General features: G+C 66.8%; 17 protein-coding genes and 2 tRNA genes. 13 read left to right on the top strand and 6 right to left on the bottom strand.

Translation table 11 applies throughout. The features are described from left to right. Window positions 1-78: 78 nt before the first annotated feature. A complete protein-coding gene (locus AC1DER_RS04380; RefSeq protein WP_477247003.1) occupies window positions 79-426 on the top strand; it encodes a high-potential iron-sulfur protein in 348 nt (115 codons plus the stop codon). A gap of 115 nt (window positions 427-541) precedes the next feature. Beyond that, entirely contained in the window at window positions 542-1894 is a 1353-nt protein-coding gene (locus AC1DER_RS04375) for a DUF5692 family protein (protein WP_477247001.1), read from the top strand. A gap of 58 nt (window positions 1895-1952) precedes the next feature. On the opposite strand, the gene AC1DER_RS04370 is transcribed toward AC1DER_RS04375, so the two are convergent. The 3 genes from AC1DER_RS04370 to mutS form a co-directional block, all read right to left on the bottom strand. Continuing rightward, entirely contained in the window at window positions 1953-2585 is a 633-nt protein-coding gene (locus AC1DER_RS04370) for a DUF937 domain-containing protein (RefSeq protein ID WP_477246999.1), read from the bottom strand. 103 nt (window positions 2586-2688) lie between these two features. Beyond that, window positions 2689-4206, bottom strand: a complete 1518-nt coding sequence (locus tag AC1DER_RS04365; protein ID WP_477246997.1) for a catalase — start codon at window positions 4204-4206, stop codon at window positions 2689-2691. Between the two features lie 209 nt (window positions 4207-4415). Then, a complete protein-coding gene (gene mutS / locus AC1DER_RS04360; protein ID WP_477246995.1) occupies window positions 4416-6992 on the bottom strand; it encodes a DNA mismatch repair protein MutS in 2577 nt (858 codons plus the stop codon). 352 nt (window positions 6993-7344) lie between these two features. Here mutS and AC1DER_RS04355 point away from each other — a divergent pair, with 352 nt between their 5' ends. The 9 genes from AC1DER_RS04355 to AC1DER_RS04315 all read left to right on the top strand — a co-directional run bounded on the left by AC1DER_RS04355 (window position 7345) and on the right by AC1DER_RS04315 (window position 16732). Further along, window positions 7345-9936, top strand: a complete 2592-nt coding sequence (locus AC1DER_RS04355; protein ID WP_477246993.1) for a TonB-dependent receptor — start codon at window positions 7345-7347, stop codon at window positions 9934-9936. Window positions 9937-9997: 61 nt separating this feature from the next. Beyond that, complete coding sequence (locus tag AC1DER_RS04350; protein WP_441814855.1) at window positions 9998-10498, top strand: CinA family protein; 501 nt, start codon at window positions 9998-10000, stop codon at window positions 10496-10498. A 60-nt stretch (window positions 10499-10558) separates the two neighbouring features. Continuing rightward, entirely contained in the window at window positions 10559-11218 is a 660-nt protein-coding gene (lexA, locus tag AC1DER_RS04345; protein ID WP_477246991.1) for a transcriptional repressor LexA, read from the top strand. Window positions 11219-11443: 225 nt separating this feature from the next. Beyond that, entirely contained in the window at window positions 11444-12484 is a 1041-nt protein-coding gene (recA, locus tag AC1DER_RS04340; protein WP_441814853.1) for a recombinase RecA, read from the top strand. 20 nt (window positions 12485-12504) lie between these two features. Then, entirely contained in the window at window positions 12505-13056 is a 552-nt protein-coding gene (gene recX, locus AC1DER_RS04335; RefSeq protein ID WP_477246989.1) for a recombination regulator RecX, read from the top strand. A 220-nt stretch (window positions 13057-13276) separates the two neighbouring features. After that, window positions 13277-15925 carry an alanine--tRNA ligase gene (gene alaS, locus AC1DER_RS04330; protein ID WP_477246987.1) on the top strand — a complete coding sequence of 883 codons (2649 nt, stop codon included), beginning with the start codon at window positions 13277-13279 and terminating at the stop codon, window positions 15923-15925. 138 nt (window positions 15926-16063) lie between these two features. After that, window positions 16064-16267: a carbon storage regulator CsrA gene (csrA, locus tag AC1DER_RS04325; protein WP_441814850.1), complete on the top strand. Its 204-nt coding sequence runs from the start codon at window positions 16064-16066 to the stop codon at window positions 16265-16267. A 69-nt stretch (window positions 16268-16336) separates the two neighbouring features. Continuing rightward, window positions 16337-16429: transfer RNA gene (locus tag AC1DER_RS04320), tRNA-Ser, on the top strand. A gap of 226 nt (window positions 16430-16655) precedes the next feature. Then, window positions 16656-16732: transfer RNA gene (locus AC1DER_RS04315), tRNA-Arg, on the top strand. 95 nt (window positions 16733-16827) lie between these two features. Here AC1DER_RS04315 and AC1DER_RS04310 read toward each other — a convergent pair. After that, window positions 16828-17868 (bottom strand): NAD-dependent epimerase, encoded by a 1041-nt coding sequence (locus AC1DER_RS04310; RefSeq protein WP_477246985.1) that lies wholly within the window; start codon window positions 17866-17868, stop codon window positions 16828-16830. Between the two features lie 58 nt (window positions 17869-17926). Continuing rightward, window positions 17927-19195, bottom strand: a complete 1269-nt coding sequence (tviB, locus tag AC1DER_RS04305; protein WP_477247018.1) for a Vi polysaccharide biosynthesis UDP-N-acetylglucosamine C-6 dehydrogenase TviB — start codon at window positions 19193-19195, stop codon at window positions 17927-17929. Window positions 19196-19592: 397 nt separating this feature from the next. Here tviB and AC1DER_RS04300 point away from each other — a divergent pair, with 397 nt between their 5' ends. Next, window positions 19593-20396, top strand: coding sequence for a 4'-phosphopantetheinyl transferase family protein (locus AC1DER_RS04300; RefSeq protein WP_477246983.1), 804 nt, complete (start codon window positions 19593-19595; stop codon window positions 20394-20396). 197 nt (window positions 20397-20593) lie between these two features. Continuing rightward, window positions 20594-21988, top strand: coding sequence for a TIGR03013 family XrtA/PEP-CTERM system glycosyltransferase (locus tag AC1DER_RS04295; protein WP_441814847.1), 1395 nt, complete (start codon window positions 20594-20596; stop codon window positions 21986-21988). A 57-nt stretch (window positions 21989-22045) separates the two neighbouring features. Here AC1DER_RS04295 and AC1DER_RS04290 read toward each other — a convergent pair whose 3' ends face one another. Next, on the bottom strand, window positions 22046-22825 hold the full coding sequence (locus tag AC1DER_RS04290) for a hypothetical protein (RefSeq protein WP_477246981.1): 780 nt from the start codon (window positions 22823-22825) through the stop codon (window positions 22046-22048). Window positions 22826-22958: the final 133 nt, after the last annotated feature.

Here is a 22958-nt window from a genome sequence, read left to right as displayed (position 1 = left end):
GGGGCAATTCCGTGTTCCGGTCACTGGCGTCACGCCGGTCCGCGGTTACGGGCGCATACTCGCGCCCGGAGGTGCTCCATGAACGCATGCGACCCGTCACGACGTGGATTCCTTGCCCGCCTGGCCGCTCTGACCCTGTCCGCGCTGGCCGTGGGCACGGCGGCAGGTCAGGCGCCGCCCAAGCCTGCGGCCAAGCCGGCCGCACTGCCCAAGCTGCCGTTGACCAATCCGCAGGCCCAGGCCCTGGGCTATTCCGAGAATGCCGCCAGCGTGAAGCATCCGTTATTCAAGCCCGGCAGCGACTGCGCGAACTGCAACTTCTACAAGGGCGCGGCCGGGCAGGCCTACGGCCCGTGCCTGATGTTCCCGCAGAACACGGTGTCGGCGAAGGGCTGGTGTTCGGCCTGGGCGAAGAAGACCGGCTGAGTCAGATTTAAGACTTTTCTTATGGAGCTGTGATACGCGTGCGGGTCCACTTGCCGTTTCAGGCGTCGGTGGGTCCCGCATGCAAACTGCAATAAGCAAATTCGGGCTCGCGGGCATGTTGCTCACGCTGCTCGGCATCCTCCTGCTGGGTGGCTGCGATGTCCGCAGCGTCGACATCGGGCAGACACCCGGGCAGGGTGGCGAGGCTTCAGCGGCGCCCCCGGGCATCTCGCAGATGGCTGGGGAGTGGGTGGTGATCACCGCCGGCACCGGCAAGAGCGGCGAGAAGGTTGCCAGCTCCTGGTACCTGCTGCGTTTCGGGGAAGACGGCACGGTCAAGCTGCTGTGGGTGACGCCGGGTCACTACGCCCGCGAGCGGGTGAGCTACTCCCAGGAAGACGACGTGGTCACCTTGCACGGCGCAGTGGACGCCCCGCAGGTCAACGGCGTGCCCTTCCGGCTCGGCGACGACGGAACCCTGCGTGCCAGCATCCCCGGCACAGGTGGCGGCGAGCAGCTTTCGTTCACCCATCGCGGGATTGCCTGGCCCTACGTCCACTGGGTGCTGATCTTCGCAGGCCTGGCTGCGGCGTTCATGATGTGGCGGCAATGGAAATGGTTCACGCCGATCGTCTGCGGCCTGGGCATCGTGGTGATGAGCTTCTACTGGATCAACGAATCCAACGTCACCTCGGTGTTCCGCTGGGTCAAGCTCTACACCCTGGTGGTGTCGATCTGGTTCTTCTGGTTCGTGCGATACACGCCATTGCACAAGTACAAATGGATGCGCTTCCTGGTGGCGGCGATCCTGGCGGTGAACATCCTGGAGGCGGTCGAGGTGGACTTCACCTCGGGTTACCTGCCCAACCTCCTCAACGGTGCGGCCGGCATCCTCAACATCCTGGCGATCACCCGCTGGAACGCCATTGGCCCCAACCGCACCGCCGTGCGCGACCTGGTGTGGCCCGGCCAGGCGGTGCTGTGGATCATCGCCTACGACATCTGGAACGTGACGTTCTCGTACCTCAACTTCAACGAGTACACCTCCAACAGCATGGCGCTGAATCTGGTGCCGACGCTGATCGCGCTGTGGATCCCGGGCGTCTGGGTGGCGGCCCGCGGTACGACCCTGGGTTTCTTCTACCTGTACCTCTTCACTTTCAGCGTGTTCGTGATGGAGAAGGGATTCGTGCCGATTCCGATCAACGAAACGTCCGCCCTGGTCGTCGCCAGTGCGAGCTTCGCCATCAACCTGGTGTTGTGCATGCTGGTGTGGAACTGGAAGCTGTTCCAGCGCGGTCCGGCATGGCTGAATTTCGGTCAGTACCGCCACGCCGAGCACATTGGCGGCGAACTCGATTCGATCCATGTCGGCCTGGATACGATCCCGGCGATGGCGGACTATCCGCCACTCAAGCAGAACGAGAGCGAAGCCACAGCCCAGACGTCGACGGCTGGCCCGCAATAAGGACGCAGGAAGGTCTGGCCGCGTGAGCGCGGCCAGACCCGTCGCAGAACGCGCCCGATCAGCGGGGTGGGCTGCCGCCCATCATCGAGCCGGCCAGCCCGATCAGGTCGGAGAAGTCCGTATCGCCATCGCCGTCGCGATCGAGCACCGCGCCAAGCAGGCCGCCGCCAATACCACCCTGTTGGGTGATCGTCTGATGCTCCTGGCCCAGCGCCTGCTCCAGCGACTGCGGCGAGGCCGGTAATTGCGCCGCCAGCGTATTGCCGCCGTTGGAGAACATCTGCTTGGCCAGATAGGCCATCACGATCGGTGCAAGCACCTGCAGCAAGGTCCCGGCCTGGCTGCTGCCAAGCCCGGTCGCGGCACCCAGTCCCTGCGCCGCGCCCTGCTGGCGCGCACCGAAGATGTGGCCGAGGATCTGCCCGCCCTGGCTGGCGCCGCCACCGCCCATCACCGCGCCGAGCACGCTGCCAATGTCGAGGCTGGCGTGATCGCGTTCGAGTGCGCCATATAACGCCTGTGCGCCCTGGGGCTGTCCGGCATTGCGTCCGAGCGCGCCGAGCAGCAGCGGCAATGCCGCCGACACCGCGCCGGTAGCCTGCGACGGCGAGAGTCCGAGTTGTTGTCCGATCTGCGCCAGCGGCTGTCCCTGCAGCTGGTTGAGCAGATCGTCGGTCAACGAAGTGGTCATTTCTGTCAGTCCCTTGGGTGGGACTGCGATGCTAGCGCCGCGCCGTTCAGTGGCCGTGACGGTGAACCGTCATCCCCGCATTCGCGGGGATGACGAAGCGACTTCAGCCCGCTTCCATCGGCTCATTGCTGCGCTGCGCCGCGGCCGCCGTTTCCAGACCCAGCGCTTTCGCCACGCCAGCGCCGTACGCCGGGTCGGCCTTGGTGCAGTTGCCGATGTGGCGCAGCTTGATGAATTCCGGCGCGTCGCCCATTGCGCGGGCCGTGTTGTCGAACAACACCTGTTGCTGTTCGCGGTTCATCAACCGGAACAGGTCGCCAGGCTGCTTGAAATAATCGGCATCGTCCTCGCGGAAGTTCCAGAAGTCTGCGTTGCCATTGATCTTCAGCGGCGGTTCGCGGTATTCGGGCTGCTCCTGCCACTGCTGGTAACTGTTGGGCTCGTAGTGCAGGGTGCCGCCGTAGTTGCCATCCACGCGCATCGCGCCATCGCGGTGGTTGCTGTGCACCGGGCAGCGGGCGGCGTTGACCGGGATCTGGTGGTGGTTGACGCCGAGCCGGTAGCGCTGCGCGTCGGAATAGGCGAACAGGCGCGCCTGCAGCATCTTGTCCGGTGAGACGCTGATGCCGGGCACCAGGTTGTTGGGCGCGAACGCGCTCTGCTCGACGTCGGCGAAGAAGTTCTCCGGATTGCGGTTGAGCTCCATCACGCCCACTTCGATCAGCGGGTAATCCTTCTTCGGCCAGACCTTGGTCAGGTCGAACGGGTGGTACGGCACCTTCTCCGCGTCGGCCTCCGGCATCACCTGGATGAACATCCGCCATTTCGGGAATTCGCTGCGTTCGATCGCGTCGAACAGGTCGCGCTGATGGCTTTCGCGGTCGTGGCCGACGAGGTCGGCCGCTTCGGCGTCCGTCAGGTTCTTGATGCCCTGCTGGGTCTTGAGATGAAACTTGACCCAGAAGCGCTCGTTGGCGGCATTGATGAAGCTGTAGGTGTGCGAACCGAACCCGTGCATGTGGCGGTAGCTGGCCGGGATTCCGCGGTCGCTCATGACGATGGTGACCTGGTGCAGCGCCTCGGGCAGGCTGGTCCAGAAGTCCCAGTTGTTGCGGGCGCTGCGCAGGTTGGTCTTCGGGTCGCGCTTGACGGCCTTGTTGAGGTCCGGGAACTTGCGCGGGTCGCGCAGGAAGAACACCGGCGTGTTGTTGCCGACCAGGTCCCAGTTGCCTTCCTCGGTGTAGAACTTGAGGGCGAAGCCGCGGATGTCGCGCTCGGCATCGGCGGCGCCGCGCTCGCCGGCCACCGTGGTGAAGCGGGCGAACATCTCGGTCTGCTTGCCGACGGCGCTGAAGATCTTCGCGCGCGTGTATTTGCTGACGTCGTTGGTGACGGTGAAGGTGCCGAAAGCGCCGGAGCCCTTGGCGTGCATGCGGCGCTCGGGAATGATCTCGCGATTGAGGTTGGCGAGTTTCTCGATCAGCCAGACATCCTGCATCAGCACCGGGCCGCGCGGACCTGCGGTCATGCTGTTCTGGTTGTCGACAACCGGTGCGCCGAAGGCGGTGGTCAGCGGGGTCTTGTCGAGCTTGTCGGGCTTGTCGGTGGGGTTGTTGCTCATGGCGCGTTCCTTCGTTGGCGATGTGGCTACGAGGCTATGCAGGAATGACGATCAATGAAAATCGTTTCTGGCGAATGACTCGATAGGGGGAGGCTATCGGCGCGCGCGACGTGTCTACGCGAGCGGGCTTTGCGGCGCCGCTACGAGAGTTTTAAACGTTCAGACGTTCACGCGGCGTCTACATTCCGCCGAGATTGCAGCTTGACTCGTTACGTCAAGGATTTGAGCCGGTAGAGCGCTTCCAGTGCCTGCTTTGGTGTCAGCTCATCAGGATCCAGCGAGACGAGCGCATCGAGTGCGGCCGAGGAAGGCGAGAACAGGCCGAACTGCTGTGGCGCATCGAGGGCGACGGCTGTCAGCGACGGCGTCGGCGTATCGCGGCTTTGTTGTTCGAGCTCGGCCAGCCGTCCGCGTGCCTGCTGCACGACGGCCTTGGGCAGGCCGGCAAGCGCAGCCACCTGCAGGCCGAAACTGCGATCGGCAGGACCGTCCTTGACGGCATGCATGAACACCAGCTGGTCGCCGTGCTCCACCGCGTCGAGATGGACGTTGGCGATGCCGCTGCCTGGTTCGGCCAGCGTGGTCAGTTCGAAGTAGTGGGTGGCAAACAGCGTGTAGGCGCGGTTGTTGTGCGCCAGATGGCGCGCGCAGGCCTCTGCCAGCGCGAGGCCGTCGTAGGTCGACGTGCCGCGCCCGATCTCGTCCATCAGCACCAGCGACTGGGCCGTGGCGTGGTGGAGGATGTAGCTGGTCTCGCTCATCTCGACCATGAAGGTCGACTGGCCGCGGGCGAGGTCGTCGCCGGCGCCTATGCGGGTGAGGATGCGGTCGATCGGGCCGATGGTCGCGCGCGACGCCGGCACGAAGCTGCCGGTGTGGGCGAGCAGCACGATCAGCGCGTTCTGGCGCATGTAGGTCGATTTACCGCCCATGTTCGGGCCGGTGATGACCAGCATCCGGCGGTCCTCGCCGAGGATCAGGTCGTTGGGCTCGAACGGATCGCTGCGTACCGCCTCGACCACCGGATGGCGGCCGCGCTCGATGTGCAGGCCGGGCTCGTCGCCAAGCGTCGGTGCGACCCAGTCCAGCGTCTGCGCGCGTTCGGCGAAACAGCACAGCACGTCGAGTTCGGCCAGCGCGGCAGCGCAGCGTCGCAGCGGTTCGAGGCGGGCATTGAGTACGTCGAGCAGCTGTTCGTAGAGCAGGCGCTCGCGGCTGAGCGAACGTTCGCGTGCCGACAGCACCTTGTCCTCGAACTGCTTGAGTTCCTCGGTGATGTAGCGCTCGGCGCCGGTCAGCGTCTGCCGGCGCGTGTAGTGGGTCGGCGCCTTGTCGGACTGGCCCTTGCTGATCTCGATGTAATAGCCGTGGACGCGGTTGTAGCCGACCTTCAGCGTGGCGATGCCGCTGCTGGCGCGTTCGCGCGCCTCCAGGTCGATCAGGAACTGGTCGGCGTGCGTGGACAGCGTGCGCAGTTCATCAAGCTGCGCGTCGTAGCCGTCGGCAAACACGCCACCATCGCGGGCAAGCACCGGCGGCTGCGTCACGATCGCCGACTGCAGCAGGTGCGCGTGTTCGTCGTGCTCGCCAAGCTCGGCCGCCAGTGCGGCCAGGTGCGGCGAATCCAGCGGCGCCAGCTCGGCGCGCACCTCGGGCAGCATCCCCAGGCCATCGCGCAGGGTCGACAGGTCGCGCGGACGGGCACTGCGCAGGGCGATGCGCGAGAGGATGCGTTCGAGGTCGCCAAGGGCACGGAACCGCTCGCGCAGGGAATCGCCGGCGCGTGCATCGACCAGCGTCGCAACCGCCTGCTGCCGCAGCCGCAGTGGCGTGCGTTCGCGCAACGGCCGGTGCAGCCAGCGGCGCAGCAGGCGGCCGCCCATCGGCGTGATGGTGGAGTCGAGCACGCCCAGCAGCGTGTGGCGATGGTCGCCGTCTACGCGGCTGTCGATTTCGAGATGGCGACGGGTCGCGGCGTTCATTGCGATCGCGCCATCACCGGACTCGACCGCGATCGACGTCAGGTGCGGCAAGCGCTGCTTCTGGGTTTCCTCGACATAGCCGAGCAGGGCCGCTGCGGCGGCGATCGACAACGGCTTGTCCTCCAGGCCGAAGCCGGACAGGTCGTGAAGGTTGAAGAAGCGCAGCAGCTGGCGGCGGCCGCTGTCGGCGTCGAACAGCCACGGCGCGCGCCGGCGCAGGCCGGTGCGCTCGGCGACGAAGGGCGCCCAGCCGTCTTCGTCGGCGATCAGCGTTTCGGCAGGTTCCAGGCGCGCCAGTTCGGCCTCGAGGGCATCTTCGCTGGCGACTTCGTTGACCATGAAGCGGCCGCCGGCAAGGTCAGCCCAGGCCAGGCCGTAGCCACTCTTGGCGCGGGCGATGGTCAGCAGCAGCGTGTCACGGCGCTCGTTGAGCAGCGCCTCGTCGGTGACCGTGCCGGGGGTGACGATGCGCACCACCTTGCGCTCGACGATGCCCTTGGCCAGCGCCGGGTCGCCGATCTGCTCGCAGATCGCCACCGATTCGCCCAGCGCCACCAGCCGCGCCAGGTAGCCCTCGGCAGCGTGATGCGGAACGCCGGCCATCGGGATCGGCTGGCCGCCGGACTGGCCGCGCTGGGTCAGGGTGATGTCGAGCAGGCGCGCGGCCTTGCGCGCGTCATCGAAGAACAGCTCGTAGAAGTCGCCCATGCGGAAGAACAGCAGCACGTCCGGATGCTCCGCCTTGGCGGCGAAAAACTGCTTCATCAGGGGGGTGTGCTCGGGCGGCCGTTCGGCTGAACTCATGGATCGCGGGTCTTTCGTGCTTGGGGAAGGGCCGGCGACGGGGCCGGCGGGCAGGGCGCTAGGCTAACAGCCGGGGGGGATTTGCGGACCCCGTTGCCTGCGGGGGGATTCCGTGCTCGGTCCGGCGCACCCTGCTGCACTGCCACATGGGGCCTGTCGGCGACATGTTACGGTTTCGTTCGCCGTTCGCTGCCGTTTTCCCATCGGGACCGTGTTGCGTTGGATGGGGTGTCGCCGGTCGCGCGGGACGTGCCGAAAAGGGGGCGCGTGCATTGGCTGTTGGTTCGGACGCCGTACATCCAATCACTCGAGGGGAGGGGACGCGATGGATTCGTGCAAGCCGGTTTTTTCCGTGGGCGCAACAAAAGCAGGCACCCGAAAGCTGCTGGCGCTGGCGATCGCGACAACGCTCGCGGTGCCAGTCTGGTCGGTCCAGGCGCAACAGGCCGCCGCCGCTCCCGTCGTGCAGGGCGGCGAACTGAAAAAGGATGAAGAGCCCACCAACCTGGCGGGACTGACCGTCACCGCGCAGAAGCGCGAAGAGGCGCTGCAGGACGTTCCGATCGCGATCACCGCGTTGCCCGAGCAGCTGCTGCAGGACACCGGCGTTCGCGACGTCAAGGACGTGCAGATCCTCGTCCCCGGGCTGACCGTGACCAGCACCCAGAGCGAGGCGCAGACCACCGCGCGCATCCGCGGCATCGGCACGGTTGGCGACAACGCCGGCCTGGAATCCTCGGTCGGCGTGGTCATCGATGGCGTGTACCGCCCGCGCAACGGCGTCGGCTTCGGCGACCTGGGCGAGATCGAACGCATCGAAGTGCTCAAGGGCCCACAGGGCACGGTGTTCGGCAAGAACACCTCGGCCGGCGTGATCAACGTGATCACCAAGCGCCCGCATTACCTCACCCAGATCGAGGGTGAACTGACGGTGGGCAACTACAACGCGATCGGTGTTGCCGGTTCGCTCAATGCCCCGATCAGCGATAACGCCGCGTTCCGTGTCTACGCGGCCAAGCGCAAGCGCGACGGCTTCACCGACGTGCATACCGGCGCCGGCCCGCGTACCGAGACCGAGGACGGGGACCAGAACTTCCACACCCTGCGCGGCCAGTTGCTGCTGGAACCGACCGACAACCTCGACATCAATTTCATCGCCGACTTCACCAGTCGCGAGGAGAACTGCTGCGTCGGAGTGACCACCGTGCGCGGCGCCACCGGCGACATCGTCAACGCCCTGTCGCCGGACGAGGGCGTGGCGCCGGTGGCCGATCCGTTCGCGCGGGTGGCCTGGAGCAACCGCAGCACCAAGCAGGACATCAAGGACAAGGGCGTCGCGGCCGAGGTCAACTGGATCACGCCGTGGTTCGACGGCGCGACGCTGACCTCGATCACCGCCTGGCGCAAGTGGGACTCCATCAATGGCCTGGACTTCGATTTCAGCAGCGCCGACATCCTCTACCGCAACGGCGAGGAGGATGAGTCGCTGACCGGCTTCGAGACCTTCACCCAGGAGTTCCGCCTGACCGGCTCCAGCGACAGCATCGACTGGATGGTCGGGCTGTTCTATTCGGACGAGGACCTGGACCGCAACGAGACCTACCGCATCGGCAACGCCTACGAGCCGTACCTGTCGGTGGCGCTGCTGTCGATGATCAACCCGGCGCTGGGACGCAGCCCGACCGCGCCGCTGTTCCTGTCGCAGGCAAGCGGACGCCCGCCGGGCACCGTGTTCGCCGGATTCGGCGCCGATGACGTCTACAAGCAGAACGCGAAGAGCCTGGCGTTGTTCACCAACAACACCTGGCACGCCACCGACGCGCTCGACCTGACCCTGGGCCTGCGCTACACCAGCGAGAACAAGGAACTCGATTCGGCCTACAGCAATCCCAACGGCAGCCCGGGCTGCTCGGCGATGCTCGGCCCGGGTGGGCAGCAACGCGTGGCTGCGGCGCTGCTGGCGCGCGGCGTGCCGGCCGCGGCGTTGCCGGCGGTGATCCCGCAGGTGATCGGCTTCTCCTGCCTGCCGTGGGCGAACCCGCTGCACAACGGCCGCGTGACCCACCAGGAGCGCGACGAGAAGGAATGGTCCGGCACGCTCAAGGCCGCCTACCGCTGGAACGAACACGTGATGGGTTATGCCTCCGCCGCGCGCGGCTACAAGGCAGGCGGCTTCAACCTCGACCGCGTGCAGTCCAACACCGGCCTGTCCAGTGGCGGCTCGGGCATTGTTCCGGTCAACGACACCTCGTTCCCGGGCGAGTTCGTCGACAGCTACGAGCTCGGCGCCAAGACCACCTGGGCCGAAGGAAACCTGCTGGCCAACGCCACGCTGTTCCACCAGACCTACGAGGACTTCCAGCTCAACAGTTTCCTCGGCACCAGTTTCGTCGTGCGCTCGATCCCCGAAGTCGTGTCCAAGGGCATCGACACCGAGCTGCTGTGGCAGGCCACGCGCGGTCTGATGGTGCAGGGCGGCGTGACCTACGCCGACACCCGCTACGGCGACAGCATCCCCGGCGGCGACTTCGTCGCACCGACCGGCGCGCTGTACAAGTTGCCAGGCAGTCGCGTGAGTTTTGCCCCGTACTGGTCTACCTCGGCGTCGGTGACCTACGACTACCCGTTTGCCGGCGACCTGGTGGCCCGCTTCAACCTCGGCGCCAAGTACATGTCCGACTACAACACCGGCTCGGACCTGGACGTCGAGAAGGTCCAGGACGGCTTCACCGTGGTCAACGCACGGGTCGCCCTGGGCAAACAGAACCGCAACTGGATGGTCGAGCTGTGGGCGCTGAACCTCACCGACGAGGAATACGCCCAGGTCGGCTTCGACGCCCCGCTGCAGAACGTGTCGCCGGCGCCGAACAATCCGTTCAACTCGTTCAATGCCTTCCTCGGCGCGCCGCGGACGTACGGCATGACCTTGCGGATCCTGTACTGATTGGAGTGATCCCTCTCCCGCACGACGGAGAGGGGCTTCGACTCCGGCTATCATGCGCGGCATGAAGAACGACGTCTCCGATGCCGCCCTGCATCGCCTCGCCGAGCAGGTGGGCGAAGCGGCCCGCAACCACCGCCAGACCCTGGTCACCGCCGAAAGCTGCACCGGTGGCTGGATCGCCAAGATGCTCACCGACATTCCCGGTTCCTCGACCTGGTTCGAGGCGGGCATGGCGGCCTACAGCTACGAGGCCAAGCAGGCCTTGCTTGGCGTGCGGCCGCAGACGCTCGAGCAGCATGGCGCGGTCAGCCGCGACACCGTGATCGAGATGGTTTCCGGAGCGCTGGTGCATTCCGGCGCGACGCTGGCCGTGGCCGTGACCGGCATCGCCGGACCCGGCGGCGGCACCGAGGACAAGCCGGTCGGCACGGTATGGATCGCCTGGAAGCGACGCGGTGGCTATCCGACCGCGGTGACCTTCCACTTCGATGGCGACCGCGACGCCGTGCGCCGCCAGAGCGTGGCGGCGGCCCTGCACGGTTTGGCCGAGCTGATGGCCTGACAGGCCGTCCCGCGCCGGGGGCTTGACGGCGGGAAAAGTCCGTTAGTAGTATTGCTACTAATGGACATCACCGACACCCAGCGCACCATCCTCGCCCTGATCGCGCATCGGATCGAAGCCGAGGGCGTGCCGCCCTCGCAGACCGAGATCGCCCGCGCCATGGGTTTCAGCAGCGTGCGCGCGGCCCAGTACCACCTCGAGGCGCTGGAACAGGCCGGCGCGATCCAGCGCATGCCGGGGCGGGCACGTGGCATCCGCCTGGTGGCGCCGGTTGAGGACATGGCCGAGACGGTCGCGGTGGAGGCGGTCGATCCCGCTGGCGCGGTCTCCGACGACGCCCTGCGCCTGCCGGTGCTGGGGCAGGTCGCCGCCGGCCGGCCGATCGGCGCCGATATCGGTTCCGACCAGGTCGTCCTGCTCGACCGCGTCTTCTTCTCGCCGACCCCGGACTACCTGCTCAAGGTCAAGGGCGACTCGATGCGCGACGAAGGCATCTTCAACGGCGACCTGATCGGCGTGCACCGCACCCACGACGCCCGCTCCGGGCAGATCGTGGTCGCCCGCATCGACGACGAGATCACCGTCAAGCTGCTCAAGATCGGCAAGGACCGCATCCGCCTGCTGCCGCGCAATCCCGACTACGCCCCCATCGAGGTCGAGCCGGACCAGGATTTCGCCATCGAGGGCCTGTACTGCGGGCTGGTGAGGCCGAATCGATGAATTCGTTGATGGCTCTCGACGGGATGTTCCAACGCCACCGTGCGGCGTTCGCCCACGGCCGGTTCCGGCCTGCGCCAATGCGCAGCGGCGGCCGGATCCAACAGATTTGCAATCCAGGCGCGGGAGTCTCAGTCCGTGCGACCTGCCAAGCCTAGATTGTCGCCAACACGTTCGCCCTCAGCACGCCAACACGACCTCAAGCAACACGACCTCAAGGAATCCACGATGGACGAGAACAAGAAGCGCGCCCTTTCGGCCGCCCTGGGCCAGATCGAGAAGCAGTTCGGCAAGGGCTCGGTGATGCGCATGGGCGACCGCGTGGCGGAGCCGGCCGAGGTCATCGGCACCGGTTCGCTGTTGCTCGACATCGCCCTCGGCATCGGTGGCCTGCCCAAGGGCCGCGTCGTCGAGATCTACGGTCCGGAGTCCTCGGGCAAGACCACGCTGACCCTGCAGACCATCGCCGAGTGCCAGAAGCTGGGCGGCACGGCGGCCTTCGTGGATGCCGAGCACGCGCTCGACCCGACCTACGCCTCCAAGCTCGGCGTCAACGTGGACGACCTGCTGGTCAGCCAGCCCGACACCGGTGAGCAGGCGCTGGAAATCGCCGACATGCTGGTGCGCTCGGGTGCGGTCGACATGGTCGTGATCGACTCGGTTGCAGCGCTGACCCCGCGTGCCGAAATCGAAGGCGAGATGGGCGACCAGCTGCCGGGCCTGCAGGCCCGCCTGATGAGCCAGGCGCTGCGCAAGTTGACCGGCAACATCAAGCGTTCCAACTGCATGGTGATCTTCATCAACCAGCTGCGCATGAAGATCGGCGTGATGATGCCGGGCCAGAGCCCGGAAACCACCACCGGCGGCAACGCACTCAAGTTCTATGCCTCGGTGCGCCTGGACATCCGCCGCATCGGCGCGATCAAGAAGGGTGACGAGATCATCGGCAACCAGACCCGCATCAAGGTGGTCAAGAACAAGCTGGCGCCTCCGTTCAAGCAGGTCCTCACCGAGATCCTGTACGGCGAGGGCATCTCGCGCGAAGGCGAGCTGATCGACATGGGCGTGGACGCCAAGCTGGTCGAGAAGTCCGGCGCCTGGTACAGCGCGTACGACGAGCGCATCGGCCAGGGCAAGGAGAACGCCCGCCAGTACCTCAAGGACAACCCGGAGATCGCCAAGCGCTTGGAGGCGGCACTGCGCGAGAAGTTCGTGCCGGCGGACGCGCGCCGTGACGAAGGCGACGACACCGCCACCGCCGAAGAATGAGCTAGCGCCCGGTAGCGTCGATGCAAGGCGACTGGCCACACGATGATGCGCCGGCCGGCGTTGCCGGAGGCGAGGACCGCGACGGGTCCGGCGAGGCTTCCGGGCCCGCCCGCCGCCGCGGCCGGCCGCAGCAGACTCCGCTGCAACGCGCGCTGGGCCTGCTGGCCCGGCGCGAACACTCGCGAAAGGAACTGAGCCGCAAGCTGACCGCTCGCGGACTCGATGCGGCCGATGTCGAGAAGGCGGTAGGCCGTCTGGCTGGCGAGGGCTGGCAAGACGACAAGCGTTTTGCCGAGAGCCTGGTGCGCAGCCGCGCCGGCAGCGGTTATGGCCCGGTCCGGATCCGGGCCGAACTGGCCACCCATGGTCTCGACCGCGAGGCGATTGCCCGCGCCATGGAGACCTACGAGGGCGACTGGGCCGAGAACGCCCGCGACCTTGCCCAACGCCGCTTCGGGCCGACCCTGGCGGAGGAGCTGAACCTGCAGCGCAAGGCCGCCGATCTGTTGCTGCGCCGGGGCTTCGACGGCGCCAGCATCCGCGCCGCGATCCGCTTCGACCCCGACGACTGACCGCGGGCCGCATCGCCGTTGCGGCCCCGAACCAGGCAAGGCCGCAGAGCGGATCCGGCACGGTGGACGGGCCCTGGCGCCTTTGCGCAGAGCTGCCGCCGTCCTGATAACCTAACCGGCTTTCGGGTCCTGGGTTGCCTGCTCCTGTCGACGTCCCCATCGTGAGGGGCATGGGCCGGTCCGCCCAGTCCGGTCCCGTCACCGACATTCGCGCGCAGGCATGAACAACCCCCGTCACATCAGCACCAGCGAAATCCGCAGCGATTTCCTCGAATTCTTCCGTGGCAAGGGCCACACGATCGTGCCGTCGGCGCCCCTGGTGCCCGCCAACGATCCGACGTTGCTGTTCACGAACTCGGGCATGGTCCAGTTCAAGAACGTCTTCCTCGGCAGCGAGAAGCCCGGCTACGTGCGCGCGGCCGACGTGCAGCGCTGCCTGCGTGCCGGCGGCAAGCACAACGACCTCGACCAGGTCGGCTACACCGCGCGCCACCACACCTTCTTCGAGATGCTGGGCAACTGGTCCTTCGGCGACTACTTCAAGGAAGACGCGATCGCGTGGGCCTGGGAGCTGCTGACCAGGGTCTGGAAGCTGCCGGCCGAGCGCCTGCTGGTCACGGTCTATCACTCCGATGACGAGGCGTATTCCATCTGGAACCAGAAGATGGGCATCCCGGCTGAGCGCATCATCCGCATCGGCGACAACAAGGGTGCGCCGTACGCGTCGGACAATTTCTGGCAGATGGCCGACACCGGCCCCTGCGGTCCGTGCACCGAGATCTTCTTCGACCACGGCGACCACATCGCCGGTGGCCCGCCGGGTTCGCCCGACGAGGACGGCGACCGTTTCATCGAGATCTGGAACCTGGTGTTCATGCAGTTCGACCGCCAGCCCGACGGCACCCTGGTGCCGCTGCCGGCGCCGTGCGTCGACACCGGCATGGGCCTTGAGCGCCTGGCCGCCGTGCTGCAGGGCGTGCATGGCAACTACGAGATCGACCTGTTCCGCCACCTGATTGCCAAGGCCGCCGAATTCACCTCGACCGCGGACCTGGGCAACAAGTCGCTGCGCGTGATCGCCGATCACATCCGCGCCTGCTCGTTCCTGATCGTCGACGGCGTGCTGCCGAGCAACGAAGGCCGCGGTTACGTGCTGCGCCGGATCATCCGTCGCGCCCTGCGCCACGGCTGGATGCTCGGCCAGAAGGGTCCGTTCTTCAGCCGCATGGTCGCGCCGCTGGTCGAGGTGATGGGCGATGCCTATCCGGAGCTGGTCGCCAAGCGCGAGTTCGTCGAACGTGCATTGCTGGCCGAAGAGGAGCGCTTCGCCGAGACGCTCGATTCGGGCATGCGCATTTTCGATGAAGTGGCCGCACGCTCCACGGGCGTGATCCCCGGCGCGGATGCGTTCCGTCTCTATGACACCTACGGTTTTCCGGTCGACCTGACTGCCGACATCGCGCGCGAGCGCGGGCTGACGGTGGACATGGACGGCTTCGACCTGTCGATGGAAGAACAGCGCCGCAAGGCGCGCGAGGCCGGCAAGTTCGGCAACGCCACCACGATGCCGGCCGAGCTGGCCGCACAGCTCACGCCGACCCGCTTCCTGGGCTACGACGAACTCGACGCAGAGGGCCTGGAAGTGCTGGCCCTGCTCAAGGACGGACGCCCGGTCGAACAGATCGATGCGGGCGACGACGCCGTGGTGATCCTCGACCGCACACCTTTCTACGCCGAAAGCGGCGGCCAGGTGGGCGACACCGGCGAGCTCGACGCCGGCGCCGCGCGCTTCGTCGCGCGCGATACGCAGAAGTTCGCCGGCCAGTTCCACGGCCACGTCGGCAACCTGGCCAGCGGCTCGATCAAGCGCGGTGATCGCGTCCGCGCCAGTGTCGATGGCTCGCGTCGCGCCGCCACCGTGCTCAACCATTCGGCCACGCACCTGCTGCATTCGGCATTGCGCAGCGTGCTCGGCGATCACGTCACCCAGAAGGGTTCGCTGGTCGCGCCCGACCGCCTGCGTTTCGACTTCGCCCACTTCGCGCCGGTCAGTGCCAGCGAGCTGGCCGAGATCGAGCGTCGCGTGAATGCAGAAGTGCGTCGCAACCACGCCGCCGAAGTCCGTCACATGGGCATGCAGGAAGCGCTGGATTTCGGCGCGATGGCGCTGTTCGGCGAGAAGTACGGCGACGAAGTGCGGGTACTGCGCATGGGCGATACCTCGACCGAACTGTGCGGCGGCACGCATGTGTCGCGCACCGGCGACATCGGCCTGTTCAAGATTGTCTCCGAAGGCGGCGTCTCCGCCGGCGTGCGCCGCATCGAGGCGCTGACCGGGCAGGGCGCACTGGACTTCGTCGCCGAGGAAGAGCGTCGCCTCGACGAAGCCGCCCGCCTGCTTGGCGGCAACGCGGCTGACGTCGCCGACAAGCTTCGTGGCCTGCTCGACCGGCAGAAGAAGCTCGAGCGCGAACTCGAATCGATCAAGGCCAAGGCCGCCTCTGGCGCCACCTCGGACCTGGGCGCGTCAGCGACGCTGGTCGGTTCGGTCAAGGTCGTGGCCACCCGCCTGGACGGCTTCGACGCCAGGGCGCTGCGCGACGCGGTCGATCGCCTCAAGCAGCAGCTGGGCGACAGCGTGATCGTCCTGGCCGGCGCCAGCGACGGCAAGGCGGCCCTGGTCGCCGGCGTCAATGGCGCGGCCGCAGGCAAGGTCAAGGCCGGGGAACTCCTGGCCCATGTGGCCAGTCAGATCAACGGCAAGGGCGGTGGTCGCGCCGACATGGCCCAGGGCGGAGGCGATGACGGTCCGGCACTGGTCCAGGCGCTGGCAGGTGTCGCTGGCTGGGTCGAAGGCAAGCTTAACTGAACGAGAAACATGACCTTCTGCGGTTGCGGTCACGTTTGACCGGCCGCTAATATGGTTCACGTTTGTGTACAAAACTGGAGGCGCTCCCGGGAGCGCCCATTTGCCGGCGGTGGACCTGCCGGCCATAGGAGATGTTAGATGCTGATCCTGACGCGTCGCGTCGGTGAGACCCTGATGATCGGCGACTCGGTGACCGTCACCGTGCTCGGCGTCAAGGGCAACCAGGTGCGTATCGGAATTACCGCACCGAAAGATGTCGCTGTGCACCGCGAAGAGATCTACCAGCGTATCCAGCGCGGCGAAGAGCCCGCTGATGACGCAGGCAAGAACACCGACGCCTGACACAAATTGTTTGCCGTGCGCGGGGCGAGCCGTTATGCTTTGCGCCCGCGCCGACTTGAGTTTTGTCGCGGAGACTTGCCCGAGTGGCCGAAGGGGCTCCCCTGCTAAGGGAGTATGGGGTCAAAAGCTCCATCGAGGGTTCGAATCCCTCAGTCTCCGCCAGTTCTACCGGCGAGGCCCGGGTTCCGCAGTAGTGCATGCACTCCTGAAAACGCGTCGACATGGTTGGCACCATGCGATGCCCGGAACCGCGGAATTCGCCAATCACGAAACACCTTCGGGAGTTTCGTGGACCTGAAGACCCTCGCAATACGCGAGGCCATCGACAGGGAAATGTTCGAAAAATGTTTGACGAATCGAAATCGACCCGTCATAATTTTTCAACTCAGCGCCCGTAGCTCAGCTGGATAGAGCACCAGGCTACGAACTTGGTGGTCGGGAGTTCGAATCTCTCCGGGCGCGCCACACAAGAAAGCGAAGGGCCGATGGGAAACCATCGGCCCTTTTGCTTTGTAGCAGCGTGCGGCCGATGGGAAACCATCGGCCCTTTTGCTTCTACCTCACGCGTACTGCCGCGCCGGCACTGCGGCGCCGAGGTGGTAGTAGTCGCGGTACCAGTCGACGAAATTCGCCACGCCTTCCTCGACCGTGACCTGTGGCGAATAGCCCATGTCGTCGGCCAGATCGCTGCAGTCGGCTTCCGTTGCCGGCACGTCGCCGGCCTGGAGCGGCAGCATCTGCAAGGTCGCCTTGCGGCCCAGGCATTGCTCGAGCACTTCGATATAACGCAGCAGCTCCACGCTCTGGCGGCTGCCAATGTTGTAGAGGCGATACGGCGCGACGCCGCTGCTGGCCGGGTCGGGCGTATCGCCGCGCCAGCTGTCGTCACGCGTGGGCACGCGATCGAGCGCGCGCACCACGCCGGCAACGATATCGTCGATGTAGGTGAAGCTGCGCTTGTGCCGGCCGTGGTTGAACACCGGTACCGGTTCGCCGGCGAGGATCGCCTTGGTGAAGAGGAACAGCGCCATGTCCGGCCGGCCCCACGGACCGTAGACCGTGAAGAAGCGCAGGCCCGTGCTCGGGATCCCGTACAGATGCGCGTAGCTGTGCGCCATCTGCTCGTTGGCCTTCTTGGTCGCCGCGTACAGCGTCAGCGGATGCTCGGTGGGCTGATGCTCGGAGAAGGGCATCGCCGTGTTGGCGCCGTACACCGAGCTGGTCGAAGCGAACACCAGATGCTCGCTGCCATGGCGGCGGCAGCCCTCGAGCACGTGCAGGAAACCGCTGACGTTGCTGCTGACGTACACGTGCGGGTTTTCCGCCGCGTAGCGCACGCCGGCCTGTGCGGCCAGGTGCACCACCCGCTGCGGGCGATGGCGCTCGAACGCGGCTTCCACCGCGTCGCGGTCGGCCAGGTCGGCGTGCAGGTGGGTGTAGCGCGGATGGCTGAGGAAACGCGCCAGCCGGGCCTTCTTCAGGCCGACGTCGTAATAGCTGTTGAGATTGTCGAAACCCACCACTTCATCACCACGGCGCAACAGTTCCAACGCGACATGCGAGCCGATGAATCCGGCCGTGCCGGTGACGAGGACCTTCATCGCAGTGAATCTCCGCAAAGTGGAATGAAATGGTTGAAAGGATTGCCGCGCGCGGGCATCACAGCCTGCCGTCGACCGCGTCGCGGGGCAGCACGTACTTGACGTCGTAGATCACCGACACCGGCTTGCCCAGGGCCTTGACGCCCTGCGCGCCGAGTGCGGCGAACTGGTGGTGGGCCACGGCCACGATCACCGCGTCGTACTGGCCCGCTGCGGGTTCGGCAATCGGGGTGATGCCGTACTCGGCGCTGGCCTCGCCGGCATCGACCCACGGGTCATGGACATCGACGTCGGCGTTGTAGCCGTGCAGCGCATGCAGGATGTCGACCACGCGCGTGTTGCGCAGGTCCGGGCAGTTTTCCTTGAAGGCCAGGCCGAGGATCAGGATCCGCGCATGCACCGGGTTGATGCCCTTGCGCACCATCAGGCGCACGACTTCGCTGGCGATGTAGGAGCCCATGCCGTCGTTGGTGCGGCGGCCCGCCAGGATCACGTCCGGGTGATGGCCGATCTCCTGCGCCTTGTGGGTGAGGTAATAGGGATCCACGCCGATGCAGTGGCCGCCGACCAGGCCCGGCCGGAACGGCAGGAAGTTCCACTTGGTGCCGGCCGCCTGCAGGACTTCCAGGGTGTCGATGCCTAGCTTGTTGAACAGGATCGCCAGGTCGTTGATCAGGGCGATGTTGAGATCGCGCTGGGTGTTCTCGATGACCTTGGCCGCCTCGGCGACCTTGAGCGAACTGGCCTTGTGCGTACCGGCCTCGATGATCGAACCGTAGAGGCGATCGACGAAGTCGGCGGCCTCCGGTGTCGAGCCGGAGGTGATCTTGAGGATCGACGTGAGGCGGTGGTCCTTGTCGCCGGGATTGATCCGCTCCGGGCTGTAGCCGACGAAGAAGTCGCGGTTGAACACCAGGCCCGACGAGCGTTCCAGGATCGGCACGCACACTTCCTCGGTGCATCCGGGGTAGACGGTGGATTCGTACACGACCACGTCGCCGCGCTTGAGCACCTTGCCCAGGCTTTCGCTGGCGCGGGCGAGCGGGCCAAGGTTGGGACGCTTGGCGGCATCGATCGGCGTGGGCACGGTGACGATGTAGACGTTGCACGCGCGCAGGTCCGCCAGGTCGCTGCTGCAACGCAGGCGGCGCGCCGCGGCCAGTTCGGCCTGGTCGACCTCCAGGGTGTTGTCGCGCCCCTGCCGCAGCTCGTCGACGCGGGCGGCATTGATGTCGAAGCCGACAGTGTCGAAGTACTTCGCGAACGCGACCGCCAGCGGCAGGCCGACGTAACCCAGCCCGACCACGCCGACCCTGACGGTCTGCAGCGACGGCGGCGCGAAACTCGCGGTGGCGCCGTGCGCGACGGTGCTGCCGTCCGCGCCGCGTCCTTCGCGAGTGCCGGCGTGGACGTGCCGGCCTTCGAAATCGGTGGTGTCCATGGCGCTCAGCCGCGCTGGCGGCGACGCGCGCCGCGCGTGGGCGTGGACGGATGGCTGCTCTGGCGTGCGCGCATGTTGGCCCCGGTAGGAGGCGACGTCACGGTGGCGACATCCGGCCTCGCTGCAGAGAACGCGTCGGGGCGCCAGAACAGGACGCCATCGATCGCGGCGGTGCCGGTCGGTGTGGGTTCGCGGCCGCCGTGGCCTCGTCGCGACCCCCGCTGCGTTGAGGGTAGTCGTGATCCACGAGGCAGCTGGCGCCAGGCCGGGGCAGGGGGAATCGATGACACTCATTGCGCCAGTGCGCCCGCTGGGGGTACCGGTGGCCATCGTCGGGGCCATGCCCGAGGCGCCGGACCTTCGTCCTTCGCGCGCGCGTTCCTGCGTGGTGGCGCTGGCCGAGCTGGAAACGTGGCAGTCCTGGCACGACGAGGCATGGGCGCTGCTGGACCCGGCCGAACGGTCGCGGGTGCTGCACCGACGCCACGCTTCCGACCGCGAAGCGCTGACCATTGCCTACGCCTTGCATCGCGTGGTGCTGGCCGGCGTGCTCGGCATCGCGCCGGCGCAGGTGCCGCTGGCGCGCGACGAACGCGGCTGCCCGTGCCTGCCAGGCCTGTCGCTGCACACCAGCCTCAGCCATGCCGAGGGTGTTGCCGCTTTTGCGGTCTGCGCCATGGGGCCGGTCGGCATCGACATCGAACCTTCGCAGCGCGCCACCGAATTGCCGCAGGTGTCCACCAGCGTCTGCCATGAGGTCGAAGCCCGCCAGCTTGCCGGCATGCGCGAACCGGCCTATGGCCGCGAACTGCTCGCGTTGTGGGTGCGCAAGGAAGCGCTGCTCAAAGCCGAAGGCATCGGCCTGGAGCGGGAAATGACCAGTTTCGTCGCCGCCGACGGTGCGGTCGTGCCGTTGACGCATCCGGCTGCCGACCGTTCCGGTGGACCGGTGCGCCTGTCGATGCTCCAGATCGGTGCGCGCTGGACCGCGGCCGTGGCCGCTCCGGTGGATGCGGTGATCGAGGGCGTCTGGTTGCGTCCGCTGGGTGGCCGGGTGGTCGCCGAGCCGGCGTTGTACGTGTCGTGAGTTCGTCGTTGGGGGGATAGGCAACGACGGCCGGGTCGATGGCGAGCGCCATCGTGACGAGACCCGCCCACCCCTCGACGCAATGCAACGGTTCCCGCGCCATCACTGAGCAAGGGAGCCCCCACGCAGCGTGTGCGTCAACCGCATGCAGCCCGCATCGAACGGGTATTGCATGCCCCCCGCGGGAGTGCGGTTCCATGGTATTCGCAAAGTCTAGTCGCAAGAATCGAGCGCTCACGCTCATCTGGGTGCTGGAACTGTTGCTGGTGATGGCGGCGGTCGCGGGCGCAGCATGGCTGCGTTTCATGAACGACCCGGAAGGCCACCAGATCTTTTCCGAGAACCTCGCCATCAGGGCATTCATGGTGGCCCTGTTCGTGACCACCTCGATGGCCGCGCTGGGCCTGTACGAAGTGCACGTGCGCCTGAACCGGTTCGAGTTCGCGCTGCGGTTGCTGGTGTCGTTCGCGATCGGCGGCATTGGCCTGATGGTGCTGTACTACCTGGTGCCGGCGGCCTACATCGGACGCGGCGTGATCGTGATTGCGCTGATCCTGGCCATGGCCGGAATGGCGCTGCTGCGCCTTGGCATCCTGCAGGTGTTCGCCGGCGACCTGTTCCGGCGGCGGGTGCTGGTGCTCGGCGCCGGCCACAACGCCGACCTCATCAACAGCCGCATGCGCCGCAACAGCGACCGTCGCGCCTTCACCCTGGTCGGATTCGTGCCGATCGCGGGACAGGAGATGGCGGTGCCGGCGGGCCTGCATGTGTCGGCCGACGGCGGACTGGCCGAGCTGACGCACCGGTTGCAGATCAGCGAAGTCGTGGTGGCGCCGGACGAGCGTCGCGGCGGCCTGCCGATGGAGGACATGCTGGCCTGCGTGCAGCGCGGCGTGGCCATGACCGACCTGTCGACGTTCTTCGAGCGCGAGGCGGGCATCGTCACCACCAACCTGGTCGACCCGTCGTGGCTGGTGTTCTCCGGCGGCTTCGATCATTCGACGTCGCGGTGCATGAACAAACGCTTCTTCGACGTGCTGGCTGCCGCCATGCTGTTGATCGTGACGTGGCCGTTCATGGCGCTGGTGGCGCTGTGCATCCGCCTGGAGTCGAGCGGTCCGATCCTGTACCAGCAGACCCGGATCGGCGAGGGCGGGCGACCGTTCGAGCTGATCAAGTTCCGCAGCATGCGCGTGGATGCCGAAGTTGACGGCGTGGCCCGCTGGGCGCAGACCGGCGACGATCGCACCACGCGGGTGGGGCGTTTCATCCGCCTGACCCGGCTCGACGAACTGCCGCAGTTGTTCAACATCCTGCGCGGCGAGATGAGCATCGTCGGGCCACGGCCGGAGCGGCCGCAGTTCGTCGACATGCTCAGCCGCGAGATCCGCTACTACGCCGTGCGCCACTGCGTGAAGCCGGGCCTGACCGGCTGGGCGCAGTTGCGCTACCCGTACGGCGCATCGGTGCGCGATGCCGAAGAGAAGCTCAAGTTCGACCTGTTCTACGTCAAGAACCATGGCCTCGCCTTCGACCTGATCATCCTGCTGCAGACGGTCGAAGTGGTGCTGTTCCAGCGCGGAGCGCGCTGAGGTCGAGCGAAGGCAGGAGGCGGCCGCCGGCTCGCAGGCGGCTGCCGGCGGGGAACCCTACTGGGCCTCGTCGGGTTGCTCTTCTTCCTGCACCGGGCGTGGCGTGGCTGCCTGGAGCCGGTTGGGTGGGGCGCTGCTCCAGTCGACGAGATGGCCGTCCTCGAAGCGCACCCAGGACGAGCCGTAGTTCCAGATGTCGTCCTGGACCAGCACCGGCGCTCCCTCGAGCGCGAAGACCGCGCCTTCTTCCATGCCCAGTTCCAGCCTGGGTTGCTGCGGGTCGTAGGCCGGTTCGGATTCCTGCGCGTGCAGGCCGTTTTCGACCTTCTGTTCGAACCGGGTCTCCGACCAGTGCAGCGCGACCATCACCACGATCAGCACCAGGATGGTCACGATCGCCAGCGTCGGCGTGGTCCGGTTGGGCGAAAGTCGACCGCTTGCGATGCGGCTGGCAGGGGTGGTGACGCGCGCCGCGGAAGCGGCTGTTTCGTGGTTGCTGCGGCCAGGCGCCTGCGTCTGCGACGAATGCGTCTGCGATGAATGCGTCTGTGCCGGGTGCGCCGGGGCCGCGTGTGCAGGGTGCACCGTGTGCAGGCCACTGGCCTTGGGCGCGGCGCCCGGCAGGCGGCCGTGGATGCGGTGGAAGCGGATCGCCTTGGAGTAGAGCGCCGTCAGCTCGGTCAGGGCGTCGTGGTCTTCGCTCGTTGCACTGCCTTCGCCGTGGCGGTCAGGGTGCAGTTCGGCCACGCGCACCCGGTAGGCACGCTTGAGGTCCTCGAGGCTGCAGCCTGGCTCCAGCCCGAGCTGGAAGTACAGAAGCGAGAAGTCCTGACTCATGGCCCCCCCTGATTCGGCGCATCGTAGCGCGTACCGGAGCCGTGCGCACAAGCTGGGGCATGGAAGGCCGCTTTGCCGCCTGTACTGCGTTGGAACAGACAAGCGGCAGTGTGCATGCGTCCTGCCTCGCGAC

The organism is Lysobacter sp. 05T417 (genome assembly GCF_056396405.1).
This window is presented reverse-complemented; position numbering and strand designations above follow the sequence as displayed.